Source organism: Microcoleus sp. FACHB-SPT15 (assembly GCF_014849525.1).
In the GTDB taxonomy this organism is placed as follows: domain Bacteria; phylum Cyanobacteriota; class Cyanobacteriia; order Cyanobacteriales; family Coleofasciculaceae; genus Symplocastrum; species Symplocastrum torsivum.
This window is the reverse complement of sequence record NZ_JACJNU010000047.1, coordinates 130,913-151,759: the sequence shown is the minus strand read 5'-3', so window position 1 is coordinate 151,759 and position 20,847 is coordinate 130,913. Positions and strand designations below refer to the sequence as shown.

Here is a 20,847-nt window from a genome sequence, read left to right as displayed (position 1 = left end):
GGGGAACCTATGTCTACTACCCTAAACAAGGTATATCTAGCAATTCCCGTAAAGAGCGAATAATGATAGCAAACGTGATACTAGCGATCGCAAAAATGCAATTCGCCTAAAACTCGATAATCGAACTCATCCTAACATCCGCTGTTGGTGGCAGCAGCTACTGAATGTCGGCTAGGGGCTTTAGATTTGGCTTGAGACATAGTAGTCATCCCTGCATATGAAGATGGCTCTGATGTCAAGAATTGGGGATGCTTCACTGGAATTTCAATCAGGAACGTAGCACCTTGACCTAGCTGAGATTGACAGTCTATTTGACCATGATGTTGGTTGACAATGGTTTGATAAGTGACGGTTAGACCCAATCCTCTACCTTGACCAACGTCTTTGGTTGTGAAAAAAGGCTCAAAGATTCTCGCCTGAATTTCTGGCTTAATTCCTGGACCATTATCGGCGATCGCAATTTGTACTCGACCCTCTTGTCCCGAATCAAGACTGGGAACCCACTTTGTCCGCAGCGTAATGACTTTAGTCGGATCAGCCAAGCGGTTGAGTGATTCAATGGCATTCGTTAGGATACTCAAAAAGGCTTGGTTGATCTGCTTGGCATAACATTCCACTGGCGGTAAGTTGTCGTAGTGTCGCTCTACCTGAATTTTGCCGACAAGTTGACTGTGCAAAATCAACAGTGTACTTTCCAATGCTGCATTGAGATCAACTGGTTTTACAGGGGCACCATTGGTGCCAGAAAATTTCTGCAATAACTGCACAATCTCCTGAATCCGTTCTGCCCCCGATCCCATAGACTTCAGGATTTTGGGTAAATCTCTGAGTAAAAAATCGATTTCTGCTTCCTGTGTCAATTGTTGGATTCCGTCAGGTGGGTGGGGATAGTAAGCTTGGTAGGCTTGTACGAGGCGAATTAATTCACTTACATAATTTTCAACATAAGGAATGTTGCCGTAGATAAAGCCAACGGGGTTGTTGATTTCATGTGCCACACCAGCAATCATCCGACCCAAGCTTGACATTTTTTCACTTTGTATCAGTTGGGCTTGAGTTAGTCGCAGTTCCTCGATCATTTCTGCCATCTTCTGCGCTTGCAGGGCACTATGGGCAGCTTGCTGCTGAGTGCAAGCATACAAATAAGCCTGTTGCAGGGAAATTGCCAATTGATCGGCTACGGCTTCGGCAAGTTGTTGGTCATTTTTTGACCAGTACCGGGTCTGCGAACACTGATTGATATAGAGTAGGGCGTGGAGTTTGCCGTTCGCTTGGACGGGGATGACAAGCGATGACTTAATCTGAGTCTTTTGGTATTCAGGATTCGCCTTACCAATCCGCTCATCTTGGGTAATGTCTGGAATCATTACCAATTGACGATGCTGGATTACCCACTGGGTTATGGGGCCGTTGATATCGAAGACTTCTAGGGAAGGGGAAAACGGCTGGCGGCAAACTTCGTAGATATGCTTGCGCCGGAATGCGCCACAAGCAAAAGTTGTAGGGCGTTCTGAGTTAGCTTCAATAATTTCAGGGTTGTTGAGGTCTTCGACGAGGTGAACAAGGCATCGGTCTGCCTCTAGTACCTCCAACAGTTGTGCGATCGCTTCCGTTAAAATTATCTCTGGATCAAAACTCTGACGGGTTTGACGGGTGATTTGATTGACTAGCCGTTCTCGAATTGCCTGTTTTTGTGTTTTTTCGTAAAGCTTAGCTTGACGGATTGCAATTTCTAGTGGCTCGGCAATCGACTCTAAAAACTCAATTTCCCCCGCCGACCAACGACGAGGTTGTTCTGAAAGACAAGCAATGAACCCGGTTCCTTCGCTGGTGGCAGTAACGGGAATCAGTACGCTAGCTCTATATCCCAGTACAGGATGATTTGCACAAAGGTGATTTTCTTGCGTTGTCAGCTCCCCTGAAGCACTTAATAAGGCTTCTCCTATCATCTTGTCGGGAGCGACTAGAGGTAGTCCAGCTAGGCTATCCCCACATCCGCTCAGGTTGCTTTCCTGCCCGAAGGGTTCTCGGTTTGCCCCAAGCACATGACTCGCTTGCTGAGGCTTTTTGTTGCGCCAATGCTTTAGCAAAGGGAACTGTTGAGCTAGCAAACCCAGCAATAATGATTTTGGCTTAGATGGCACGATGCCATTGTTCACAATCCGCTCCCCATTCACGAGTGCAGATGCGATCGCTCCAAAGCGGCATAAGGGATAGTATCCCAATAGCGATGTTTTTCGCTTGTTATTCCACTCACAGACTACCTGCACTCGCTGCGTGTCTTTGAAGTACCATAGGAAGCTACAGCTATCTAAATTGAGTAAGGTACCTACCTCATCAGCAGCTGTTTGGAGGACTACTTGCAACTCCAAGGAATTGCGGATACGGTCAACAATTTTTTGGCTAAGTACGGCTTGCAGTCTGGGATACCTGATCCAGGCTTGGAAAAATTGAAAAGCATAATTAGCGATCGGGAACACAATGCCTCCCTTGAAGAATACTCCGCACCCACCTTAACTCGTTCATTTTGGGCAGCGAGAAGAATTCCAATTTTCAAATCAACCTAAAGACGACTTCCCAAACTGACATATCTATGTAAGATATCAGGTTACTCTTACGAAAAGTTGTAGTCTAGACTACGAAAAACGCCCTCTACAGAAAGCGTAGACCCAGGAGTAGGGATTTACGAGGATCAAGCTAGGCATAAACAAGCATAAATTTAAAAAAAGCCGATCTTTCTAAAGAAATAGAGTAAAAAATAATTCTTCATGCTAAAACTGTAGAATTGTAGATGGACTGGCATAACATCTCTTTTGATGCCAGCCGTGATAAAAGAGGAGTGTATGAAGAAATTAATTGGTTTAGCTCTCGTGTTTGCCCTAGCTACTACCTTAGGTGCCTGCCAGTCAGGTGAAGGTGGTACTGGCGAAACGACCCCTGCTGATTCTCCGGCTGAGTCTCCAACTACATCGCCTAGCTAGTAAGAAGCGCGATCGCGCTACGTTCGATCACAAGCCAAGAGACTCGCTCTTTAGATTGATGGCGACATTCAGACCCTTGTCTGGTGTCGCTATTTTGATTAAGGAGCCTGGAAAGGTTGGATGAACTACGGAGTCATTTTTAGCGTGCTAGATGTGAATAGTGTGTTTTTGGCGACATCTTTAGTTATTGTCGAAACGCACGGCTGGTACTGGACGAGCAAGCGAGTTGTGGATGGTTAAGAGGCAAGCTAAGCCATGAAACAGAGCGGATTCTTGAGTTTGGTAATCGGACTATCGTTCGTTGTGGCTGAACCCGCTTTTTGTTTGCCACCACCGGAAGATGTGCCAGAAGAGGTGTTAAGAACCGAGATTATTACCGAAGCGCGATCGCCTATTGATGGTAAGGTACTGACAGCCGCCCAATACGCGCAACTGCAAGCCCGGTTGGCACAGCGCCCTACCTCGCCTGAATTGAACCCACGAATCCAGGAATTAATTTTTCTGTTGCGTCTGCGCCATCTGTTCCGAACACTGACTCCGCTTTAACAAAAATTTCACTCATCAACCCAAGTCGAAAACTATCTTGGGAGTAATCGTAATCTTATTCCTGCTCAATGGGTGAGGGTCTTACTTCTGCTTCAATCTTTTCCCTTCTGCCCTCTCTCCTCTTTTGCTATAAATACCTCTCTAGCTAGTGTTCTAGCCCCTTAGTCGCCAGTATTGTCGGTAAAAATGTGTACAAAGCAATAAATTTGTATATAAATATTAAAATTGTGTTGTGTATGGTGCCCTGGCTCCCCGTTTATAGAGGTAGATAGCTTGATGTCCCCGATAATTGCCCCTGAACAAGTTGACCGGATTGTCTGGAATCAACATCATGACCCGTTTGAAATCCTTGGTCCCCATCGAGTTGAGCAAAATGGGAAGACTAGTTGGGTAGTGCGGGCTTATCTACCAAATGCGGAAGCGGCTTGGGTGGTTCGTCCAGAAGAACGCCTGGAATACCCAATGCATCCTGTTCACCATCCTCACTTTTTTGAAGCAGAAATTGAGACACCTGAACTGGCAAATTACCAGCTACGGCTCAAGGAAGGTGAGCATGAGCGAGTTATCCACGACCCCTACGCTTTCCGTTCTCCTCTTTTAACAGACTTCGATTTACATCTATTTAGTGAAGGCAATCACCACCGCATCTACGAGAAGCTGGGCGCACACGCAACAGAAATAGACGGTGTAAAAGGTGTGTACTTTGCCGTTTGGGCACCTAATGCTCGTAACGTTTCGGTTTTGGGAGATTTTAACTATTGGGATGGGCGCAAACATCAGATGCGTAAAGGTTCAACTGGGGTTTGGGAACTCTTCATTCCCTCCCTTGGTGTTGGGGAACATTACAAATACGAAATCAAAAACTTTGATGGGCATATTTACGAAAAATCTGACCCTTATGGCTTTCAGCAAGAACCTCGACCGAAAACGGCTTCAATTGTTACTGACTTGGATGCTTATCAGTGGCAGGATTCTGACTGGATGGAGCATCGGCGACATACAGATGCTTTAACTCAGCCGATTTCTGTGTATGAGGTTCACCTGGGTTCTTGGCTTCATGCCTCTTCAGGAGAACCAGCTAAGCTTGAGAATGGGGAAGAGCCTGTAGTAGTCGTTTCGGAACTCAGACCAGGGGCACGTTTCCTGACCTATCGAGAATTAGCGCAGCAGCTAATTCCTTATGTAAAGGAACTGGGATTCACCCATATTGAGCTACTACCGATAGCGGAACATCCCTTTGATGGCTCTTGGGGTTATCAGGTGACGGGCTATTATGCTTGCACTTCCCGCTTTGGAACACCAGAAGATTTCATGTATTTCATTGACCAGTGCCACCAAAATGGGATTGGTGTGATTGTGGACTGGGTACCGGGACATTTTCCCAAAGATGGTCACGGGTTGGCGTTTTTTGATGGTACTCACCTTTATGAACATGCTGACCCACGTAAGGGGGAACATAAGGAGTGGGGAACTCTGGTATTCAACTATTCCCGCAATGAGGTGCGTAACTTCTTGGTGTCGAACGCTCTGTTCTGGTTCGACAAGTACCATATTGATGGAATGCGGGTGGATGCTGTGGCTTCAATGCTCTACCTGGACTATTGTCGCCCTGCTGGAGAATGGTTACTCAACCAGTATGGAGGTCGGGAAAATATTGATGCGGCTGATTTTCTCCGTCAGACGAATCACACTATCTTTAGCTACTTCCCTGGTATCCTCTCGATTGCTGAAGAGTCCACAGATTGGCCGATGGTGTCTTGGCCGACTTATGTGGGAGGACTGGGTTTTAACTTGAAGTGGAACATGGGTTGGATGCATGACATGTTGGATTACTTCCACATGGATCCTTGGTTCCGCCAATTCCACCAGAACAACATCACGTTCAGTATGTGGTACAACCACAGCGAGAACTATATGCTGGCGCTTTCTCATGATGAGATTGTCCACGGCAAGAGCAATATGCTGGGCAAGATGCCAGGAGATGAGTGGCAGAAGTTTGCGAATGTCCGCTGCTTGTTTGCTTATATGTTCACTCACCCTGGTAAGAAAACTCTCTTCATGAGTATGGAGTTTGGGCAGTGGAGTGAGTGGAATGCTTGGGCGGATTTGGAGTGGCATTTGTTGCAATTTGAGCCACATCAAAAGTTAAAGCAGTTTGTCAGTGACCTCAACCAACTGTACCGCACTGAAATTGCGCTCTATACTCAGGATTTTGCCCAAGAGGGGTTTGAGTGGATTGATTGTAGTGACAATCGCCATAGTGTGGTTGCATTCATTCGCCGTGCTAAGGATTCTGATGAGTTTGTTGTTACGGTTTGCAATTTCACTCCTCAACCTCATAGTCACTATCGGGTTGGTGTTCCAGAAGTGGGGTTTTATACGGAACTCTTCAACAGTGATGCCCGTGAGTATGGTGGTAGCAACATGGGAAATCTGGGAGGCAAGTGGACAGATGAATGGTCGTTCCACAATCAGCCTTACTCGTTAGACTTGTGTTTGCCACCGTTAGGGGTATTGATTCTGAAGCTAAACCGAGAGAAGACTAAGGCAGCATTGCAGCAGACTGTATAAAGCCCTACATTAGTTTGACAAAAGACTAAAAGCGAATATATAGCGGCTTTCAATTGTACGCGCAGTACAGTTTTAACCTCTCTCCAAACCCCTCTCCTACAAGGATACTGCTGGCGAATCAGGGGTAACACCCCTCACTTCAACGAGAAATTAATGCTTTCAGCTGGCGATCGCATTATTTAGCTTGCCTGGTAAACCCTGTAAATTCCTTGGGGTGAGGGGGCAAACCCACCATTCGCCAGCAGTATCCTACAAGGAGAGAGGCTTTGAAATTAGCCCCCTTCCCTTGTAGGGCTATCAATCAGTAACAATACTTCTCTCTGCTATTTGGTTTAGGATGCTCTTTACCCATTCGCATGGTTCCGATCAGGGTTGAAACATATACGCAGCGTTTTACTTTGTCGCTGTTATTCGCTACTAGGGTTAGCTGTCCTAGTTGTCCGTTGGTGTTGCCGATGTAGTTAAACTGGACTCGCTGGATGCCATTTTTTTTGTCTTTATGGAACGTCGTCTCTGGGCGATAGAGGCGGATGTGTGAGTCTAGATTGTGCCAAGTGGCGTTAGCAGGGCTTACACTTTTGGGATGAACTGCCCACTGAACAACTGCTTTACCGTCAACTGTTACTTCCCGAATGCTAAATTGCCAGGTTACCTTTTGTAACACTGCTTGGCTTTTTGTTTCCTGCATACCTCGATAAACTTGGTGTTGGGCAGTATTGAGGCGCTGACGGTTGACGAAGCCATTCCAAGTTGGTGTTGCGATCGCACATAATATTCCAATCATTGCTACTGCAATAATGGTTTCGAGTAGTGTAAATCCAGCGTTGTTGGAGTAGTGAGCCTTCAGTCGCATCTAAATTCACCCTGATATTCAGCGTTTTACGTGATACCTGATGTATCTGATTTAATTCGATTGGTTAAAGAAAAAAAATCGTAAAAAGGCTGAATAATAAAAAACCCCAACTTCTTAAAGTCAGGGTTTTCTCGGATGTATTTATTTAGCTTTAGTGTATTAAATCAGGATGCTATTCATCTAAGGATATACAATCCACATGAAGGATTAACTGAGATTACATTGGTTTCCTTTTTTAGTTTGCAATGACCCTAAAAGAGTGAGTATCTTGGCACATCGCCTTGTTACAGGAATTACGCCATCAGTCCCTTGAGGTGCACCCACTTCAACGACTAGTCCTTCTTGTGCACCACCGCCAGGATTTAGGACGGGTGTTGGGTCTGTTGGTAAAGTACCTAGAAAACTAAAGGTAATCGTTTTGACTTCACCATTAGGAATTGTGTTGATAGCATTAGTACCTTGGTTGGCTGTCCCTAAGTTTGTCCGCAGGATAATTTGTCCGGGCTTTAAGGCTAACTGTTCATTACCTAAACTTTTCCAGCTAATATCATCAAGATTATTAGGGTTTATTTCATTTCCAGTAGTATTTTTATATGGGTAAATAGCAACTTGGGGAACTCCGCCTTCATTTCTAAAACTAACGCTATAGCTCAGCTTTCGAGTTTTTGCTAAACTCTGAGCTTCCTGCATTGCCCTTACCATAGCATCACTTGCAGCACCTGCCCTTCTCTGCTGTACAAAGCCAAGCCAACCAGGAGCGGCGATTGCAGAAAGAACACCAATCATGATGATGACTACTAGCAATTCAATAAAAGTGAATCCGGCTTGTCTATTGGAGTCCGTGCGTAACCTGTAGCGACAGATTATTTGTAATAATGTCTGGGTCAGTGTAGTGTTTTCCATGGAAGAGCGTAATGTCGAGAGTTCAGAAGTTATTCGTCGCCGCTGATTAAACCACGGACTGAAACTAGCACACTAGCTACAGGGCGGTTAGCTAGCTGACTTGTCTGATTACCAGCAGTTACTGCCCAGCTATTTGGACTTGTGTTTATGCGAGGGAGGGCATTTCCCCGAATGAAGATTTGTGCGACTGACTGCCCTTGGGAATTAATTGGATTAACACAAGCATAAAAGCTTCCTGTTGTTACTGCGAGGCTAGTATCATCGGTTGGTACCCGTGATGCATTTTTATAAGCCGCAGGTTCATTAGCTGCAATCCGTTGATTACATACAATTGATGTGGGAGCGCCTGTAGCAGTAATGGGACCATTATTGCCTGGGGGCTGAAATTGAGGAGCAGTAGCTGTGAAATTAGCAGCAGGAGTATCATCAATATAGTCAATTAATGTTTCAACGGCTGTAGTATAAGCGCCTGTACCTTTTTGCCACTCATTGATCACTTGAGGAAAGTCAGCAAAACCATCGCTAGGGGGAAGACTAGTAGTAGTGCCTGTGATGCCACCTCGAATTTCAAATCTGCCAATCCGAGCTACAGGTGACCATGTTGCCTGACCATCTTTAATGAGGTAGTAGACAACTAAAGCGTAAACAAAGCGATCGCTTCCTTCTCCTGGTAAATTATCATTATCAATGTCGCCAATCCTTACACCATTAATTACATCATCTTTGTCTAAGTACTTGCGCTTCCAAAAGGCAAGAACGGGTGTACATTCACTAGCGTTATTACAACCTGTCGTTGGTGCAAGCGGTGGGATTTGCTCAAGAATCCCATCAGCACCAGCACTTAACCCTTGAGCATCGTAGATGTAAATCGCCTGCTGCATATCTTGGGCAATGTAGTCTAGAGCTGCCTGTATTTCCTGTTGCGAGGCAACTTTAGCTTGTTCCTGGCGGTCAGTAGTCATGATCGACACCGCAAAACCCAAGAGCGGCGTGATAATCAGAGCCGTTAAAATCATAGCTACCAGCAATTCAATCAGCGTAAAGCCTTTTGCTCTTTTTCCTCGCTGAGGGTGCTTTGATAGGATATTAAGAATAAACTTTGCTGCACTCATAGTAATACGACTTTTTGGCTAATCAGGAGCAGACTGAATGCTGGTTAATATTAGAGATTATTAACGGTCAAAAAACACAATACAGCTAATACAAACTACTTACTTTGAATTGAAAGCAAGTTATTGACAGGAACTACCCTTACGAGGAGTAGTAGGGTCACCATCATCATCAGGAAAGCGATTTTGATATTGTTCAAAGCTAGTGCGGTTAATGATTTGTGTTGTCATCACCACCAACGGATACTCTTTTGTATTAGCCGTTTCTGTGAACATCGACGGGAGTGGCTTGATTTCCGAAGGAGCATTGCCACCACCAAAGGCATCACCTCGATAAACTCGAAGTCCCAAGCAGTAGCCTTGTTGTTGGGCTTCTGTTTGAGTTGTTCCATCGAAATCTGTATCGGTACCACCGTTGGGTAAGGGATCTCGAAAGGCTTGAATCACGAACGCGGGATTGCTACAGGGGACAAGAGGCTGAAGATTTTTGTCTAAACAGGTTCTTGGGTTTCTAACTTGATTGGGTATATTGGGGGGGGCAGGAACTCCTAAGTCTGCTGCCGTGAAATCAGCGTTATCCCTACCAGGAGGAAGAATCGCATTCGCACGTAGTGCATCAACGTAGCTTCTAGCTGCTTGAGTTGCCAAATCGATCCGTCTTGCCTGTACGCGAGAAGCAGTCGATAGCACCAGCAGTGGTGAAATTCCTACCAGCAGAATAGTCACGATCATCATTGCCAACAAGGATTCAATGATGGTGAAGCCTGACTGTGTTGATTGAGAAGGTTTTGAAAGGGGAACTTGGGAGAAAGCTATCTCTCTCGTCTTCTCCTCTACCGTAGCTTCTCCTGTTTCTACTCCCGACCTATTGTCGTGTCTACTCAAGTTTCTTTCCTCAAGTCCTAGACTTGTCGGCTCCCTAAATCCCCCAATTTTTGGGGACTTTGAAAATCTGGTTCCCGTCAATTTTGTGAAGATAAGGAGCGTTTTCAAACCCGGATATCCCCCTAAATCAGGGTTAAAAGGAGGGATTTTGACTGAATTATCCCCCCTTTTCAGCCCTGGATGGGGGGGATCGGAATTTTGGGGTTGATCAGGAGATGTGTCTAAACAGTAGGCTACCATCTGGGAGGAGGGAGGGGCTAACAAGCTTCCCTCCTGCCTGTTTGGTTGAAGCTCCATGAATCCGGTTTTTCTCCTAAGTTTGAGCATGGTCATCACCAAGGGTTTCTTTTAAGGATTAGCAGGGTAAGGGAGGTTCGCGTTCGTCACATTCGGACTCGGACAGTCTGGACGCTCACTTTCAGCCACAGCATACTGTGTGTAACTTGTACCAGATCCTCCAACTCGTTCCTGATCTGTAGGATTGGCTGGTTGAGCCGCACAGAGCAAAGCCTGAATCCACTGATCATTTCGCTCAACGGCTCTGTAGTAGCTTTGGACTTTGTCGATATCTTGGGTGAACTTTTGGGAGAAAATGTCTGGAGCTTGGGATAAGAGACCGACATCAAAACCCCATTGACGACTTGGTGTGCCGTAGTAGGGCAGGGTTCCCGTTGGCGTACCGTTACTCGTCAAGTAGCGAGTACTTCTGTAACCAAAGATACTCAAGCTACCATCAGCATTTGTTCCATCCTCCAGTGAAAGCTTCGGAGAGGGTTCTGCGTTTCCCCCCTGACGAATTGTGGCAAAGGGCGCTGTTGCATAAGAACTGCGCTTTTGTTGGATAAAGCTACCCTTAACCGTCACTGTTGCGTTATCGCCTGGACTCTCTGTTGGACCATCCCAATTTTCCTGCAATCTCACAAAGTTGCTTAGACCAGCACTTACTTCAGAAGGGCGTAGCGAACTATCACCGCCGACAAAGGCAATGTTGTAGTTTGTGGAGCTAGCCTGCTGTAACCATCTCACTGGGTAGGTTTTAATGTCACCGTATAAGCTATTGGAAACATTGCCATTATCATTGTGAGTTCCAGGAACACCAGCTACGCTGTGGATTTGCGTGACTGGGACAACTCTTGGTTGATTGCCACTAGGTGGTTTGACTGAAGCGCCATTTTGTAAGCCAATATTTCCTCCCGCCAAGATACGTCCTTCGATTTCGGATCGTACTAGTCGGATGCCACCTTTAGCTAAGATATTACCTTTAAATTTGATGAAACGAGGGATAACGACGTTTCTCTCAACCAACCAATACACATTCTCAGGAAGTACACCCTCTAGCTTTAACTCCTTAATGGCAGCTAATGTTCCTGCTGTCAAGTTAATTCTGGGTAGGAGGAAGACAAATACAGAAGATTCGTCTCCAATTAGTATGTCTGGTGTGCCGGCGTTTAGATTAATGGGGAAAGCATTTCCACCGCTGAATACCCGCATCTGACCTCCCCCGGTTAGTTCAATCGTTCTAGGGTCAGGAGTATTAAAGTTCAAGAACGCTTTCTCAGTCGCTAAGTTGAACACATTCGCCTGGTCAAACTTATTAGTGTCTGTGAATTGGTCGAAGATATCGTTGATTCTTTGGGCGACAGACTGTCCTGGGTTGATGTTATGGGGTGGAGCACCACTAGTAGCAGGTATGTCGGCTGCTACGACAGGATCAGCATCGGGGTCAGCAAGAGAAGCAGGAGAAAAGGTTGCATTTTTGGTGTTAGTTGCCGCCGCATAACCCCGAAGCCAGCCTAGATCAGGAAGCTGAAGCTCGCCTGCTCCCACAAGAGCATCTTGGGGATACCGAGGCTGAAAGATGAATGGCTGACTAGTCGCTGCAGTACCGCCATCAAAGCTTGGGGTGCCATCAGCCTCTCGTGTCTGGAACCATAGAGTGTTTTCTACTGGTGCCGTTGGTAGTGGTGACTCAAACTCTGGATAGCCATCTTGGTCATAGGCATATCTTGAGCCAAACCTCTTGAAGCGGACTCGTCGGGCATAGCGTTGATTAGGCAGTGTTGGATCTACATCGGACGTATCACCTTCAACAGTCCAAGCATCAGGAGTACATTCAGATAGTGGAACTATCGTACACTCCTCTGTCGGGTAGGGAATGACTGTAGCCCTCCGCTGGATGGGTGTCACACCATTCAACAGATAAGACACTCGTGATTCATCGTTAGGTAAGCCATTTGCATTGGTGTTGTCCCACCACTTAGCACTCGTCACAAAGCTATTGTCAAAGAAGCCTTTGCCTGCTCGTTTGCCCGCTAATGGAGTACCAGCATTATTTCTTAAATCGAAGTCTCCTTGGTTGCGATACCCATCTTTGAAATTGACAGATTGGACAGTAATCGCATCAGCAATTACCGTAGCAGGGCGCCATTGGTCTCCAGGAGCTTCACAAAGAGGTTCCCCCACACGACAAGCAAATTGTAGGTTTAAGTCCCCTGCACCTCCAGCGCCACGCTCCTCAAAGTTACTCCAGTTAGGCAGTAACTCTTGGTTAAATTCTTCGAGTTCTGAGTCACCTGCATTGAAGGCTGTTGTCCCGGATGGTAAATGGGGGTTGAAGTGACCCTTCACATAAACAGGTAGATTAGTCGCAAGGATTAAACCTTTCTCTTCCGTTCTGTAGACATTTCCAGTTCCTCGTGCTAGACGTAGACCGTTAACTAATCGGATGCCATTCGGACGGCGCTTTGGATCAAGTCTGAAATCAGTAGAACTCAGCGAGATGTCAGTAGGATTACTTTCATCCGGGAAAGCATCATCACGGGAAGCATAGATAATCCCACTATTAGGGAGGAGATACTCATCTTCGTTAGTACCATCAGCGTTTGAGTCAAACTGTCCAAATCCATTCTCAGCCAGTACTCCAACATTGATATCCGTTACCCGAATTTCTAAAGGTTGACGATCCTCCAAAGGAAGGTTGTAGTTACTAGTGATGTCATAAGCTGGATCGCTTGGCCTAAGTTTATCAATTGCTTTGACTTCACGAGCATCGAGGAATGAGGCTTCTTTAATTGCCCCATCTGGGATAGCGGTACTTGTAGTTGCCGTACCATCAAGAATTGCGATACTACAAATTGCTGTATCAACCGCTGAATAATCTTCCCAGGTAAAATTCGCTACTCCCCCTGCGATAAACTTCTGCATTGCGTTTCTCAAGGGAGGATTAGCAAAATGTCCGTCAGGAAACACCAGTCTCGCCTGACGCTCAAGTTGAGTTTGGTAGGTACCTATATTTCTACCAGGGTAGTTGTAAACTTTACCGTTGTTCGATTTTCCACCCGCATTAATGTCTGTTGCCGTTTCTGCGTTGGTTGGATCATAGTAGCTACTCACGCAAGCAATAGGCGTTTGGTTAGGGGGATCACCTTCTTGTTCCACCCTGTTGTCCACATAGTGATAAACTGCCGTAGCTCGCATCTGCAGGTCGCCCTTCCGGTTGGCACCAGTAATAATTTCTGCATCACCACCTGTCATGGGCATCAGGTCAGACCAAACGAGAATTGGATCTTGACCATTGAACTGAAGGATAGATGGAAAAATTTTATTTTCAGTAGGGTCAGACGTTTCAGTTGGATCGACAAACTTTGTATCCCAAGAGACAGAAGGTAAGAAAGAATTGGCAGCACGAGGATAGGCAGCAGCGGTATCTGGTGCAGTTAAATCAGGATCGTCAACATAGATTCCAGCACCTGTGATAATCCGTAAACCACCGCCACCGGGAATAACATTTTGAGGGTTTGAACCCGCCGCTACTTCCCAGAAGCCGCCTCTATCTGCGGCACCTAAGTCGTCTAGTGCCTGTAATTGAGTGGTGCGGTATCGTGCTCCACCACCTGCTGTCCAGTTACCGCCTGTGTATTGGCGCTGTGCTTCTGGAGCTACTCCATCGGGTACAGCCGCAACATATTCACCGTCACCATTTTTCCAATAGGCGGGTAAGTTATTACCAACGTTAATGCGATCGCCTATGAAATCTTCTTTGTAGTCGTTTTGGTTGATTTGTACTTCTGGATTGGTTTGCTCTAGTCCTAGGTCGGCTTCCAGCGTCACTCCGGTATTTGCATTTGTTGGTTCTCGCCACGCGGCAGGTGGCTCAATTCCGGAACCAAAAACTCCAGTGTCAATATTATCGCCATCAGTATCGTATGGAGCTACCGCATTAGCCCCTTCGGGTGAATCAATCTCTGCGTAGGGAACGCGGCGGGTACGGTTGCGGAGGTAAATTTCAAGCTCCTTTGACAGGATGTCGTAATTTACTGTCACATTGTCTTGTAATACGTCCTCTAATCTGGTTCCCAAATCCTCGTCAGCAGTGTATGCTGCTACGCCTAAAGCAGCGGCTTTCGGTGTTGATGCTGGTGTGCAGGCACCACATAAACTCAATGCCGTATTCTTCATCAACGTAATTCGCCGATTGTAAGCTGCATCGTTGTAGGCGATTTGACTACCGCCTTGACTTGTCGTTGATTTATTAGTTCCGTTAATCGCGACAGCATCCAGAGTGGCTTTACCTTTGTCCTCGTCACCCTTGTAGAGATAAGCAGTTACATCTGCTTGATTCGTACTTGTAGTAATATCTCCAGTTCCCACGTTACCGCCAACATTAATCTTGGCGTTCACTTGCTCATAGAAGCAGGAATATGGGCTGCTGACCTGATACAACTGGAGGTTGGAGAAGGGGGCAAGTCCACCAACTAGCAAGTTACCATTCGTGAACACCCTTCCATTCAAGCGGAATGTTCCACCTGGCGCGATTACTAGGTCATCTTGATACCAAACCGAAGTATTATTGACCCCAGCACGGTAGCGGTCTTGCTGAAACTCTAGCCCCGCAAACGCTTTATTGGGTTGCTTATTGACTTCATATTTATCGGCATTGAAAGGTTGGGGTGAGAAATCAGTATCTGTACTAGTAATTGGGACAGTTGCCGCGTAGACATAAAAGGCTTTACTGAGATTTCCACCTTGTTGGTACCAGTCTCCCTCACCAACAGCCGTCGCTGCTGACTGTCCTGCCGTTTCACATATATCACCTAAACCAACGAGGGCTTGAGGAATAGAGCGAGCCTCTAATGGATTTCTTGGTCTATCAAAGTTTTGTCCTGTCCGCTTCGGGCTACGCCAGTAAAGACCATAGAGCGTGAAGGAATCATACAAGCCATTACCATCGGTATCTACTGGATACTTCCAAGCCGTGTTGAGTGACTCATCATTTTTAACATTCTGGCTCGTTTGAATAGTTCCATCCTGGTTATCACCGCCGTTGCCGTCACCAAAGTCAAACGCCAGCTTCAACCGCGTTTCATCCCCAAAAGTATATTTTTCATCATTCATTGCATTGAGAATTACATCGTCTGGCGGCGTTCCCCTCGGCAAGTTGGGATCTGCTAAAAGAGCTGTCAGTTTTGCTTGGGCACGGTCAATGGCTGGAGTTGAGGCATTTTGGATGACCTGCTCAGATCTCGCATTGACAGCATTGCGGTTGCGGTCAAATGAACGCATTACCATCGCCATAGTTAGCAAAATCACCACCAACATCACCATGACTGTTGTTGGTAGGGTAAATCCAGCTTTGGCTTTGGCGAGGCGAGGTCGCTTGTTAGTCCTCAACAACCCACGCAAAATCCAATTCACCACGGCTTTAACAGCGGTTTCTGTTAGCTTCCACATCCTGTGGAATAGATTTCGAGGGTTCTTCTTGGGTTTTTTAGGAATTGACATAGCGGCTTTCCTGACAGACGGCTTCCTCTGATGGGGGAGAATTCAAAAGTGACGCTTTTGAGGGGATGGGCTAAGTAGCGAGTGATACTCAGTTGAACTACAACTTGCTTTCCCTTGGGGGCTTGTCGTAAGTTTCATGAAAACTTCATCGACCTAGCAATCCTACTCTCTCGGTATTAATAAGGAGTAACTACGGTATCAATGGGAAATTAGCTTCCCGCTGCAAACAGGTATGATTTTTTTAGGAATTATCCGGTATGGGTCAAACTTAGGCAGTAGTTTGAGAAAAAGACACTGGCTCTCACTTGTTAAAAGTGAGTTAAGTCAGTTCCCCTAGAAGGATGCTTAAGATGTGGCATTTTTCCTTAAAAGAACTAAAACAAAACTGGGTGCGAAGGTAACTGCGCTTATCCTACCCAATTGCTTTAAAAAATCTATCACTTGTCCCAAAGATCAAACTTCCATCGTGAGACTGACAATATACCCATGCCACGTAGCACAGAAGCATTCTAGCTGGGTCAGTATTAGAGACCTTAATAAGTATAGAGTTTCATAAATGGAGTAGAGACATTACAGTTAACGTCTCTACAAGGGAACTGTACAGCGATTGCTGCGGTGGATGCACTAGTTGTGTCTAGTATTGATTCAGGTCAATCCCAGCTTGCTTCGCCATTGCTTGCAAACCGTTCTTCTCCAATGTCTTGATTGCCTTGGTGGAAAGCCGTAACTTCACCCAACGATTGCCCTGCGACCACCAAATCCGCTTCCACTGTAGGTTAACTTCCTGTAGCTTCTTAGTACGTCGGTGTGAGTGAGAGATGGCATAAGCATTGTTTGCTTTTTTGCCCGTTAGCTGACATTTGCGTGACATTGTTAACCTCCAGATTGTCTCCGTCATCTATCATATCTTGCCCGTCCCAGGAAAATAGGCAGGGGGAGGTGGGGCGATTGGAGGGAGCGTCCCATTTTGGCAAAAGTACCTGGCGATTAATCCGGAAGATCCCCCTAAATCCCCTTAAAAAGGGGGACTTTGATTAAATTCTCCCCCCTTTTTAGGGGGGGCTGGGGGGATCTAAATTTAACGCTTTCAAGACAGGTCTAATGTCTCTAACGTGTAGTCAGACGGGTAAGTACCTGATTCGACCGCTCAACGAAGGCTTTCATGCTATCAGCGTCGAAGCCTTTTTGAGCCATCAGTGCCAAGTCGTAGACATGCTGGCAAATCAGGTTAGCGAGTTCACCCGAAGGAGACTGTCCGCTACCTTGAACGATGCTTCCCTGACTCAGTTCAGTTAAGTTCTGAATCAATGGGTGAGCTGTGTTCACGACTAAGATATGCTCTTCAGGAAACTGAGCCGACTGCTGCTGCATCAGTGCCGTCATTTCCTGGAGACGCCGCAGCGCTTCTGGTAAGAGGACAATCGCTGGAGGTGTGCCTTGGGGGTCATCAGACTTCAGCGCTTGGGTGCGGATGTTGACTTTTGGCTTGTTGAGGGCTTTCTCAAATATCTCTTTAATCAGTTCATTACGAGTTTTGTTGGTCTTGGGGTCAACAATTTCTGCTGCCTTATCCTGGTCAATCAGGGTGTTATCCAAGTCCGAGTCCACTCGTGAAAATTTGACATCGGAGTACTCACGTTCTAGGAAGCTGATGAAGTGGGTGTCGATGAAGGAGTCCATAAACAGCACTTCCAGACCTTGCTTTTTGTGCAGTTCTACATAGGTCGCTTGTGGCGCTTCATCAGTGCAGTAGAAGACTCGGTTTTCATTGCGCTCTTTGTTGCGCTCTAGATACTCTTTGAGGGTGGTGTACTGGGAATTGGGGAGTTGGGAGTTGGAAGTTGGGAGTTGAGATTCGCTGCTTGACGCTGAAGTTACATCTTGCCAAGCGTCTCCTTCTTCAGACTGCACCTGTACGGCTGGCGTTTCCGCGTTGCTAGCTTGTGTTACTTCCTTGTTCTCCTGCACTCCAGGTTCGTAGGTGGTGCGGTAGATGATGATGTCTTCGACTTGTTTTTTGAACTTGTCGTCGTTGAGGGAGCCAAATTTGACAAAGGTGCCTACATCTTGCCAGCTCTGAATGTATTCATCACGCTGCTCGTTGTAAAGGGATTTTAGGCGATCGCCTACTTTCTTGGCAATGAAGTCAGCAATCCGGCGCACGGTTCGGTCATTCGTCAGCGCACTACGAGAGACATTTAGGGGAATATCGGGGCTATCAATCACTCCCCGCAGTGGCATCAGGAACTTGGGAATCACTTCTTCGCAGTGGTCGCTGACAAATACCTGATTGCAGAACAGCTTGATGTTACCCTTGGTCACATCTACATCAGGCTTTAGCTTGGGGAAGTAGAGAATACCGTTAAGCAGGAAGGGATAGTCAGTATTCAAATGCACCCACAACAGAGGTTCATCCTGGAATGGGTAAAGGTAGCGGTAGAAGTCTAAATAATCTTCTTTCGTCAGGCTTTGTGGCGATTCCTTCCACAATGCTCTTTGTCTATTAACTTGCTCACCATCCAGCTTGATGGGCACTGGCATGAAATCGCAGTAGGCTGTGACCAACTGCTTAATCCGGATTGGTTCTAGGTACTCCTGTTCCTCGTCTTGGAGGGTGAGCGTAACGGTAGTGCCTCGCTGAGTACGTGAAGAGTCTTCTAGCTGAAACGCGGGTGAACCATCACAAGACCAATGAACCGCTTGTGCCCCTTGCTTGTAGGAGAGTGTATCAATTTCAACCTTACTCGCCACCATGAACGAGGAGTAGAAGCCTAAACCGAAGTGACCGATAATCTGTTGGTCGGCGTCTTTTTGGTATTTTTGAACAAATTCTTCGGCGCTGGAGAATGCCACTTGGTTAATGTACTTCTTTACCTCGTCAACGGTCATGCCGATGCCGTTATCAGAGATGGAGAGGGTCTTTTTGTCTTTATCAATGCTGATTTGAATTTCCGGGGCTTCCAGTTCTCCGTCCACCTCCCCGGCGAAAGAGACCATCTTCAATTTTTGGATGGCATCCACGGCGTTGGAAATCAGCTCCCGCAAGAAGATTTCGTGGTCAGTGTAGAGAGACTTCTTGATAATCGGGAAAATATTCTCAGTATGAATACTGATAGTGCCCTGTTCTAACATCGTCATGGGTGTCACTTAATCCTATGCAAGGTCTTTAAGACGATTCTGTGCGATCCCATGGGGTTTTGCTTCTCGGATTGCCCCCTATGGAAGATTCGGATCTCCCTACTTTATGAGTGTAGATGCCAGGAACGAAAGTTGGAACAACCTGAAGCCTTTGCTTATCCACTATTTTCTTACTCAGCTTTTTAGCCTGCTCGTTGGTAAGTCTGTGTTATGGACAGCGTAAAGTGGCAAAGGTTTTAAAGCATTTTCAGTGATTCTGAAACTTGTGGCATTATCAACACAGTTCCTTTGAGCCAATCTGGGAGATTCGCCAGCATGAGCCAACCCGATAAGAAAAAAAAATATCCTGGAATTTATAGCAGAGTCAAAAATAAATATTATGCAATGCTTAGCTATGATTATGACCTGCCTCAAATTCTCAAGTTTTTTGCAAAGTACTCTCAGGATGAAACCTCTAAATGCAAAGTTTTAGATGTTGGTTGTGGCTATGGCAAAAAGCTGAACGCTCTTCAGAAAAGTGGTTATGATGCTTTGGGAGTAGATGTAAATCCAAAACTTATTGAGGCTAACAAAGCTAAAGGAATGAAGTGTGCAACACTAGAAGAATTTGCTCAAGATTCAGAGCAATTCGATATTATTCTAATGTCTCATATTATTGAACATTTCAATCCTCTTGATTTGAAAGACTTTATGGATTCTTATCTAGAACGCTTGAAAATCGGTGGACATTTAATAATTGCGACTCCTTTACTTAGTAGTTTTTTCTATGATGATTTTGATCATGTTAAACCTTACTCTCCTACTGGAATTATAATGGTGTTTGGAGAAAATCAGGGTGATCAGGTTCAGTACTATTCAAAAAATAAGCTAAAACTTAAAGACTTATGGTTTCGCAAACGGCACTATAGACCACAATTTTTCAAGGGAAAATATCTAGAAGACAAAACTTCAAGCTTTTTAAACCTTGTAGAGTTTTGTAGCATTTTACTCTGCCGAGGTTCGTTCGGAATTATTGGTAGAACTGATGGTTGGATAGGTGTTTTTGAGAAAATAAAAGCTGTAGAGGAATAATGCGATCGCATTATCTACATCCAGAATTCAAAAGCCTAATAAATTAGTGTCTAGCTTTGCTCTTCGCGAGTGTTAATAAAGCTTGAGCCTGTTGAGGAGGGAGTAATGTAGCTATAGCAATCTTAAATAAGACGATTAACATCAATTGCGTTCTCCGAAGCCAAGTAGGATCATAATTGACAGCTTTCCAGAAAAATCGAGTGGCAGTGAGTCCTCTTTTACGCTCTGGAGTTCCCTCAATTGCCTTCAACGTCAAGTACTTGTATCGGTTACCAAGAACCTTTTTTTTCAAGTGCTGTAGCGATTCTGGAGCCTGAGCAAACGTTTTCTCAATTACTTTTAAGCTTGCTGTCTCCATTTTCCAAACATTAAAAGATGCAGAGCCAGGATAAACTCGATATAGGATTTGTGCCGATGGCACCGTCACAAACTCATACTGAGCCGCTAACCGTAGCCACATATCCCAATCCTCAGCAGGAGTGACGGATTGATCAAAACTACCCACTTCAGCCAAAGCTTGCCTACGAATGAGAGGATTAGAGCCACTCTCCACAAAATCCCTTAACAACAGCTTCTCATAAGCACTGCCATTGACAGTAATATTGCCACCCGGACGTAAAAATTGACCAGATTCATCAATCCAGGCTGTCCAGCTATAAGCTACAGCGGCTTGAGGGTTAGCTTGCAGTGCTTTAAATTGAGCTTCTAGTTTATCCGGTGTCCAGAGGTCATCAGCATCAATGAAGGAAATATAGTCACCTGTAGCTAGTGCTAGTCCACGATTACGACTTGCAGCTACCCCAGCATTTGGGTAAGAAAATACCTTTAAACGTGAGTCTAGAACATCGTTAATAATCTCTAAGGTTGAATCCTTTGAACCATCATTAATTGCAATTATTTCAAGGTCAGTGAACGTCTGGTTCAAGACTGACTCAATCGTTTTTCTAATTGTCCGCTCACCATTGTAAATGGGTATGATAACAGAGATAATTGGCATATCATTTTAATA

Annotated in this window: 13 protein-coding genes; 4 read left to right on the top strand and 9 right to left on the bottom strand. The window is 45.6% G+C overall.

Translation table 11 applies throughout. From position 1 onward, the window contains the following. Positions 1 to 131 precede the first annotated feature (131 nt). Entirely contained in the window at positions 132 to 2,480 is a 2,349-nt protein-coding gene (locus tag H6F98_RS15750) for a GAF domain-containing protein (protein WP_192219643.1), read from the bottom strand. Between the two features lie 363 nt (positions 2,481 to 2,843). Between H6F98_RS15750 and H6F98_RS15745 the strand changes: the two genes are divergently transcribed. From H6F98_RS15745 to glgB, 3 genes are all read left to right on the top strand, one after another. Continuing rightward, complete coding sequence (locus tag H6F98_RS15745; protein ID WP_192219642.1) at positions 2,844 to 2,981, top strand: hypothetical protein; 138 nt, start codon at positions 2,844 to 2,846, stop codon at positions 2,979 to 2,981. A 255-nt stretch (positions 2,982 to 3,236) separates the two neighbouring features. Beyond that, on the top strand, positions 3,237 to 3,527 hold the full coding sequence (locus H6F98_RS15740) for a hypothetical protein (RefSeq protein ID WP_192219641.1): 291 nt from the start codon (positions 3,237 to 3,239) through the stop codon (positions 3,525 to 3,527). A 276-nt stretch (positions 3,528 to 3,803) separates the two neighbouring features. Then, the gene (gene glgB, locus H6F98_RS15735; RefSeq protein WP_192219640.1) at positions 3,804 to 6,098 is read left to right on the top strand and encodes a 1,4-alpha-glucan branching enzyme; all 2,295 of its coding nucleotides are present in this window, start codon (positions 3,804 to 3,806) and stop codon (positions 6,096 to 6,098) included. 301 nt (positions 6,099 to 6,399) lie between these two features. Here the strand turns inward: glgB and H6F98_RS15730 are convergent, their stop codons facing one another. The 7 genes from H6F98_RS15730 to htpG all read right to left on the bottom strand — a co-directional run bounded on the left by H6F98_RS15730 (position 6,400) and on the right by htpG (position 18,767). Further along, positions 6,400 to 6,951 carry a Tfp pilus assembly protein FimT/FimU gene (locus H6F98_RS15730; protein WP_192219639.1) on the bottom strand — a complete coding sequence of 184 codons (552 nt, stop codon included), beginning with the start codon at positions 6,949 to 6,951 and terminating at the stop codon, positions 6,400 to 6,402. A 207-nt stretch (positions 6,952 to 7,158) separates the two neighbouring features. Next, a complete protein-coding gene (locus H6F98_RS15725; protein ID WP_192219638.1) occupies positions 7,159 to 7,854 on the bottom strand; it encodes a prepilin-type N-terminal cleavage/methylation domain-containing protein in 696 nt (231 codons plus the stop codon). Between the two features lie 29 nt (positions 7,855 to 7,883). Beyond that, the gene (gene hpsC / locus H6F98_RS15720) at positions 7,884 to 8,966 is read right to left on the bottom strand and encodes a hormogonium polysaccharide secretion pseudopilin HpsC (RefSeq protein ID WP_192219637.1); all 1,083 of its coding nucleotides are present in this window, start codon (positions 8,964 to 8,966) and stop codon (positions 7,884 to 7,886) included. 120 nt (positions 8,967 to 9,086) lie between these two features. Beyond that, positions 9,087 to 9,848, bottom strand: a complete 762-nt coding sequence (locus H6F98_RS15715; protein ID WP_192219636.1) for a prepilin-type N-terminal cleavage/methylation domain-containing protein — start codon at positions 9,846 to 9,848, stop codon at positions 9,087 to 9,089. A 348-nt stretch (positions 9,849 to 10,196) separates the two neighbouring features. After that, positions 10,197 to 15,629, bottom strand: coding sequence for a hormogonium polysaccharide biosynthesis protein HpsA (gene hpsA, locus H6F98_RS15710; RefSeq protein WP_192219635.1), 5,433 nt, complete (start codon positions 15,627 to 15,629; stop codon positions 10,197 to 10,199). Between the two features lie 634 nt (positions 15,630 to 16,263). Continuing rightward, the gene (rpmB, locus tag H6F98_RS15705; RefSeq protein ID WP_192219634.1) at positions 16,264 to 16,500 is read right to left on the bottom strand and encodes a 50S ribosomal protein L28; all 237 of its coding nucleotides are present in this window, start codon (positions 16,498 to 16,500) and stop codon (positions 16,264 to 16,266) included. A 236-nt stretch (positions 16,501 to 16,736) separates the two neighbouring features. Beyond that, complete coding sequence (gene htpG / locus H6F98_RS15700; protein ID WP_192219633.1) at positions 16,737 to 18,767, bottom strand: molecular chaperone HtpG; 2,031 nt, start codon at positions 18,765 to 18,767, stop codon at positions 16,737 to 16,739. Positions 18,768 to 19,082: 315 nt separating this feature from the next. Here htpG and H6F98_RS15695 point away from each other — a divergent pair, with 315 nt between their 5' ends. Then, on the top strand, positions 19,083 to 19,838 hold the full coding sequence (locus tag H6F98_RS15695) for a bifunctional 2-polyprenyl-6-hydroxyphenol methylase/3-demethylubiquinol 3-O-methyltransferase UbiG (RefSeq protein ID WP_192219632.1): 756 nt from the start codon (positions 19,083 to 19,085) through the stop codon (positions 19,836 to 19,838). Positions 19,839 to 19,881: 43 nt separating this feature from the next. On the opposite strand, the gene H6F98_RS15690 is transcribed toward H6F98_RS15695, so the two are convergent. Continuing rightward, positions 19,882 to 20,835: a glycosyltransferase gene (locus H6F98_RS15690; RefSeq protein WP_192219631.1), complete on the bottom strand. Its 954-nt coding sequence runs from the start codon at positions 20,833 to 20,835 to the stop codon at positions 19,882 to 19,884. Positions 20,836 to 20,847: the final 12 nt, after the last annotated feature.

Coding starts and splice junctions, on each gene's coding strand:
- H6F98_RS15745 (WP_192219642.1), top strand. CDS start 2,844: ATGAAGAAATTAATTGGTTTAGCTCTCGTGTTTGCCCTAGCTACTACC.
- H6F98_RS15740 (WP_192219641.1), top strand. CDS start 3,237: ATGAAACAGAGCGGATTCTTGAGTTTGGTAATCGGACTATCGTTCGTT.
- glgB (WP_192219640.1), top strand. CDS start 3,804: ATGTCCCCGATAATTGCCCCTGAACAAGTTGACCGGATTGTCTGGAAT.
- H6F98_RS15730 (WP_192219639.1), bottom strand. CDS start 6,951: ATGCGACTGAAGGCTCACTACTCCAACAACGCTGGATTTACACTACTC.
- H6F98_RS15725 (WP_192219638.1), bottom strand. CDS start 7,854: ATGGAAAACACTACACTGACCCAGACATTATTACAAATAATCTGTCGC.
- hpsC (WP_192219637.1), bottom strand. CDS start 8,966: ATGAGTGCAGCAAAGTTTATTCTTAATATCCTATCAAAGCACCCTCAG.
- hpsA (WP_192219635.1), bottom strand. CDS start 15,629: ATGTCAATTCCTAAAAAACCCAAGAAGAACCCTCGAAATCTATTCCAC.
- rpmB (WP_192219634.1), bottom strand. CDS start 16,500: ATGTCACGCAAATGTCAGCTAACGGGCAAAAAAGCAAACAATGCTTAT.
- htpG (WP_192219633.1), bottom strand. CDS start 18,767: ATGACGATGTTAGAACAGGGCACTATCAGTATTCATACTGAGAATATT.
- H6F98_RS15695 (WP_192219632.1), top strand. CDS start 19,083: ATGAGCCAACCCGATAAGAAAAAAAAATATCCTGGAATTTATAGCAGA.
- H6F98_RS15690 (WP_192219631.1), bottom strand. CDS start 20,835: ATGCCAATTATCTCTGTTATCATACCCATTTACAATGGTGAGCGGACA.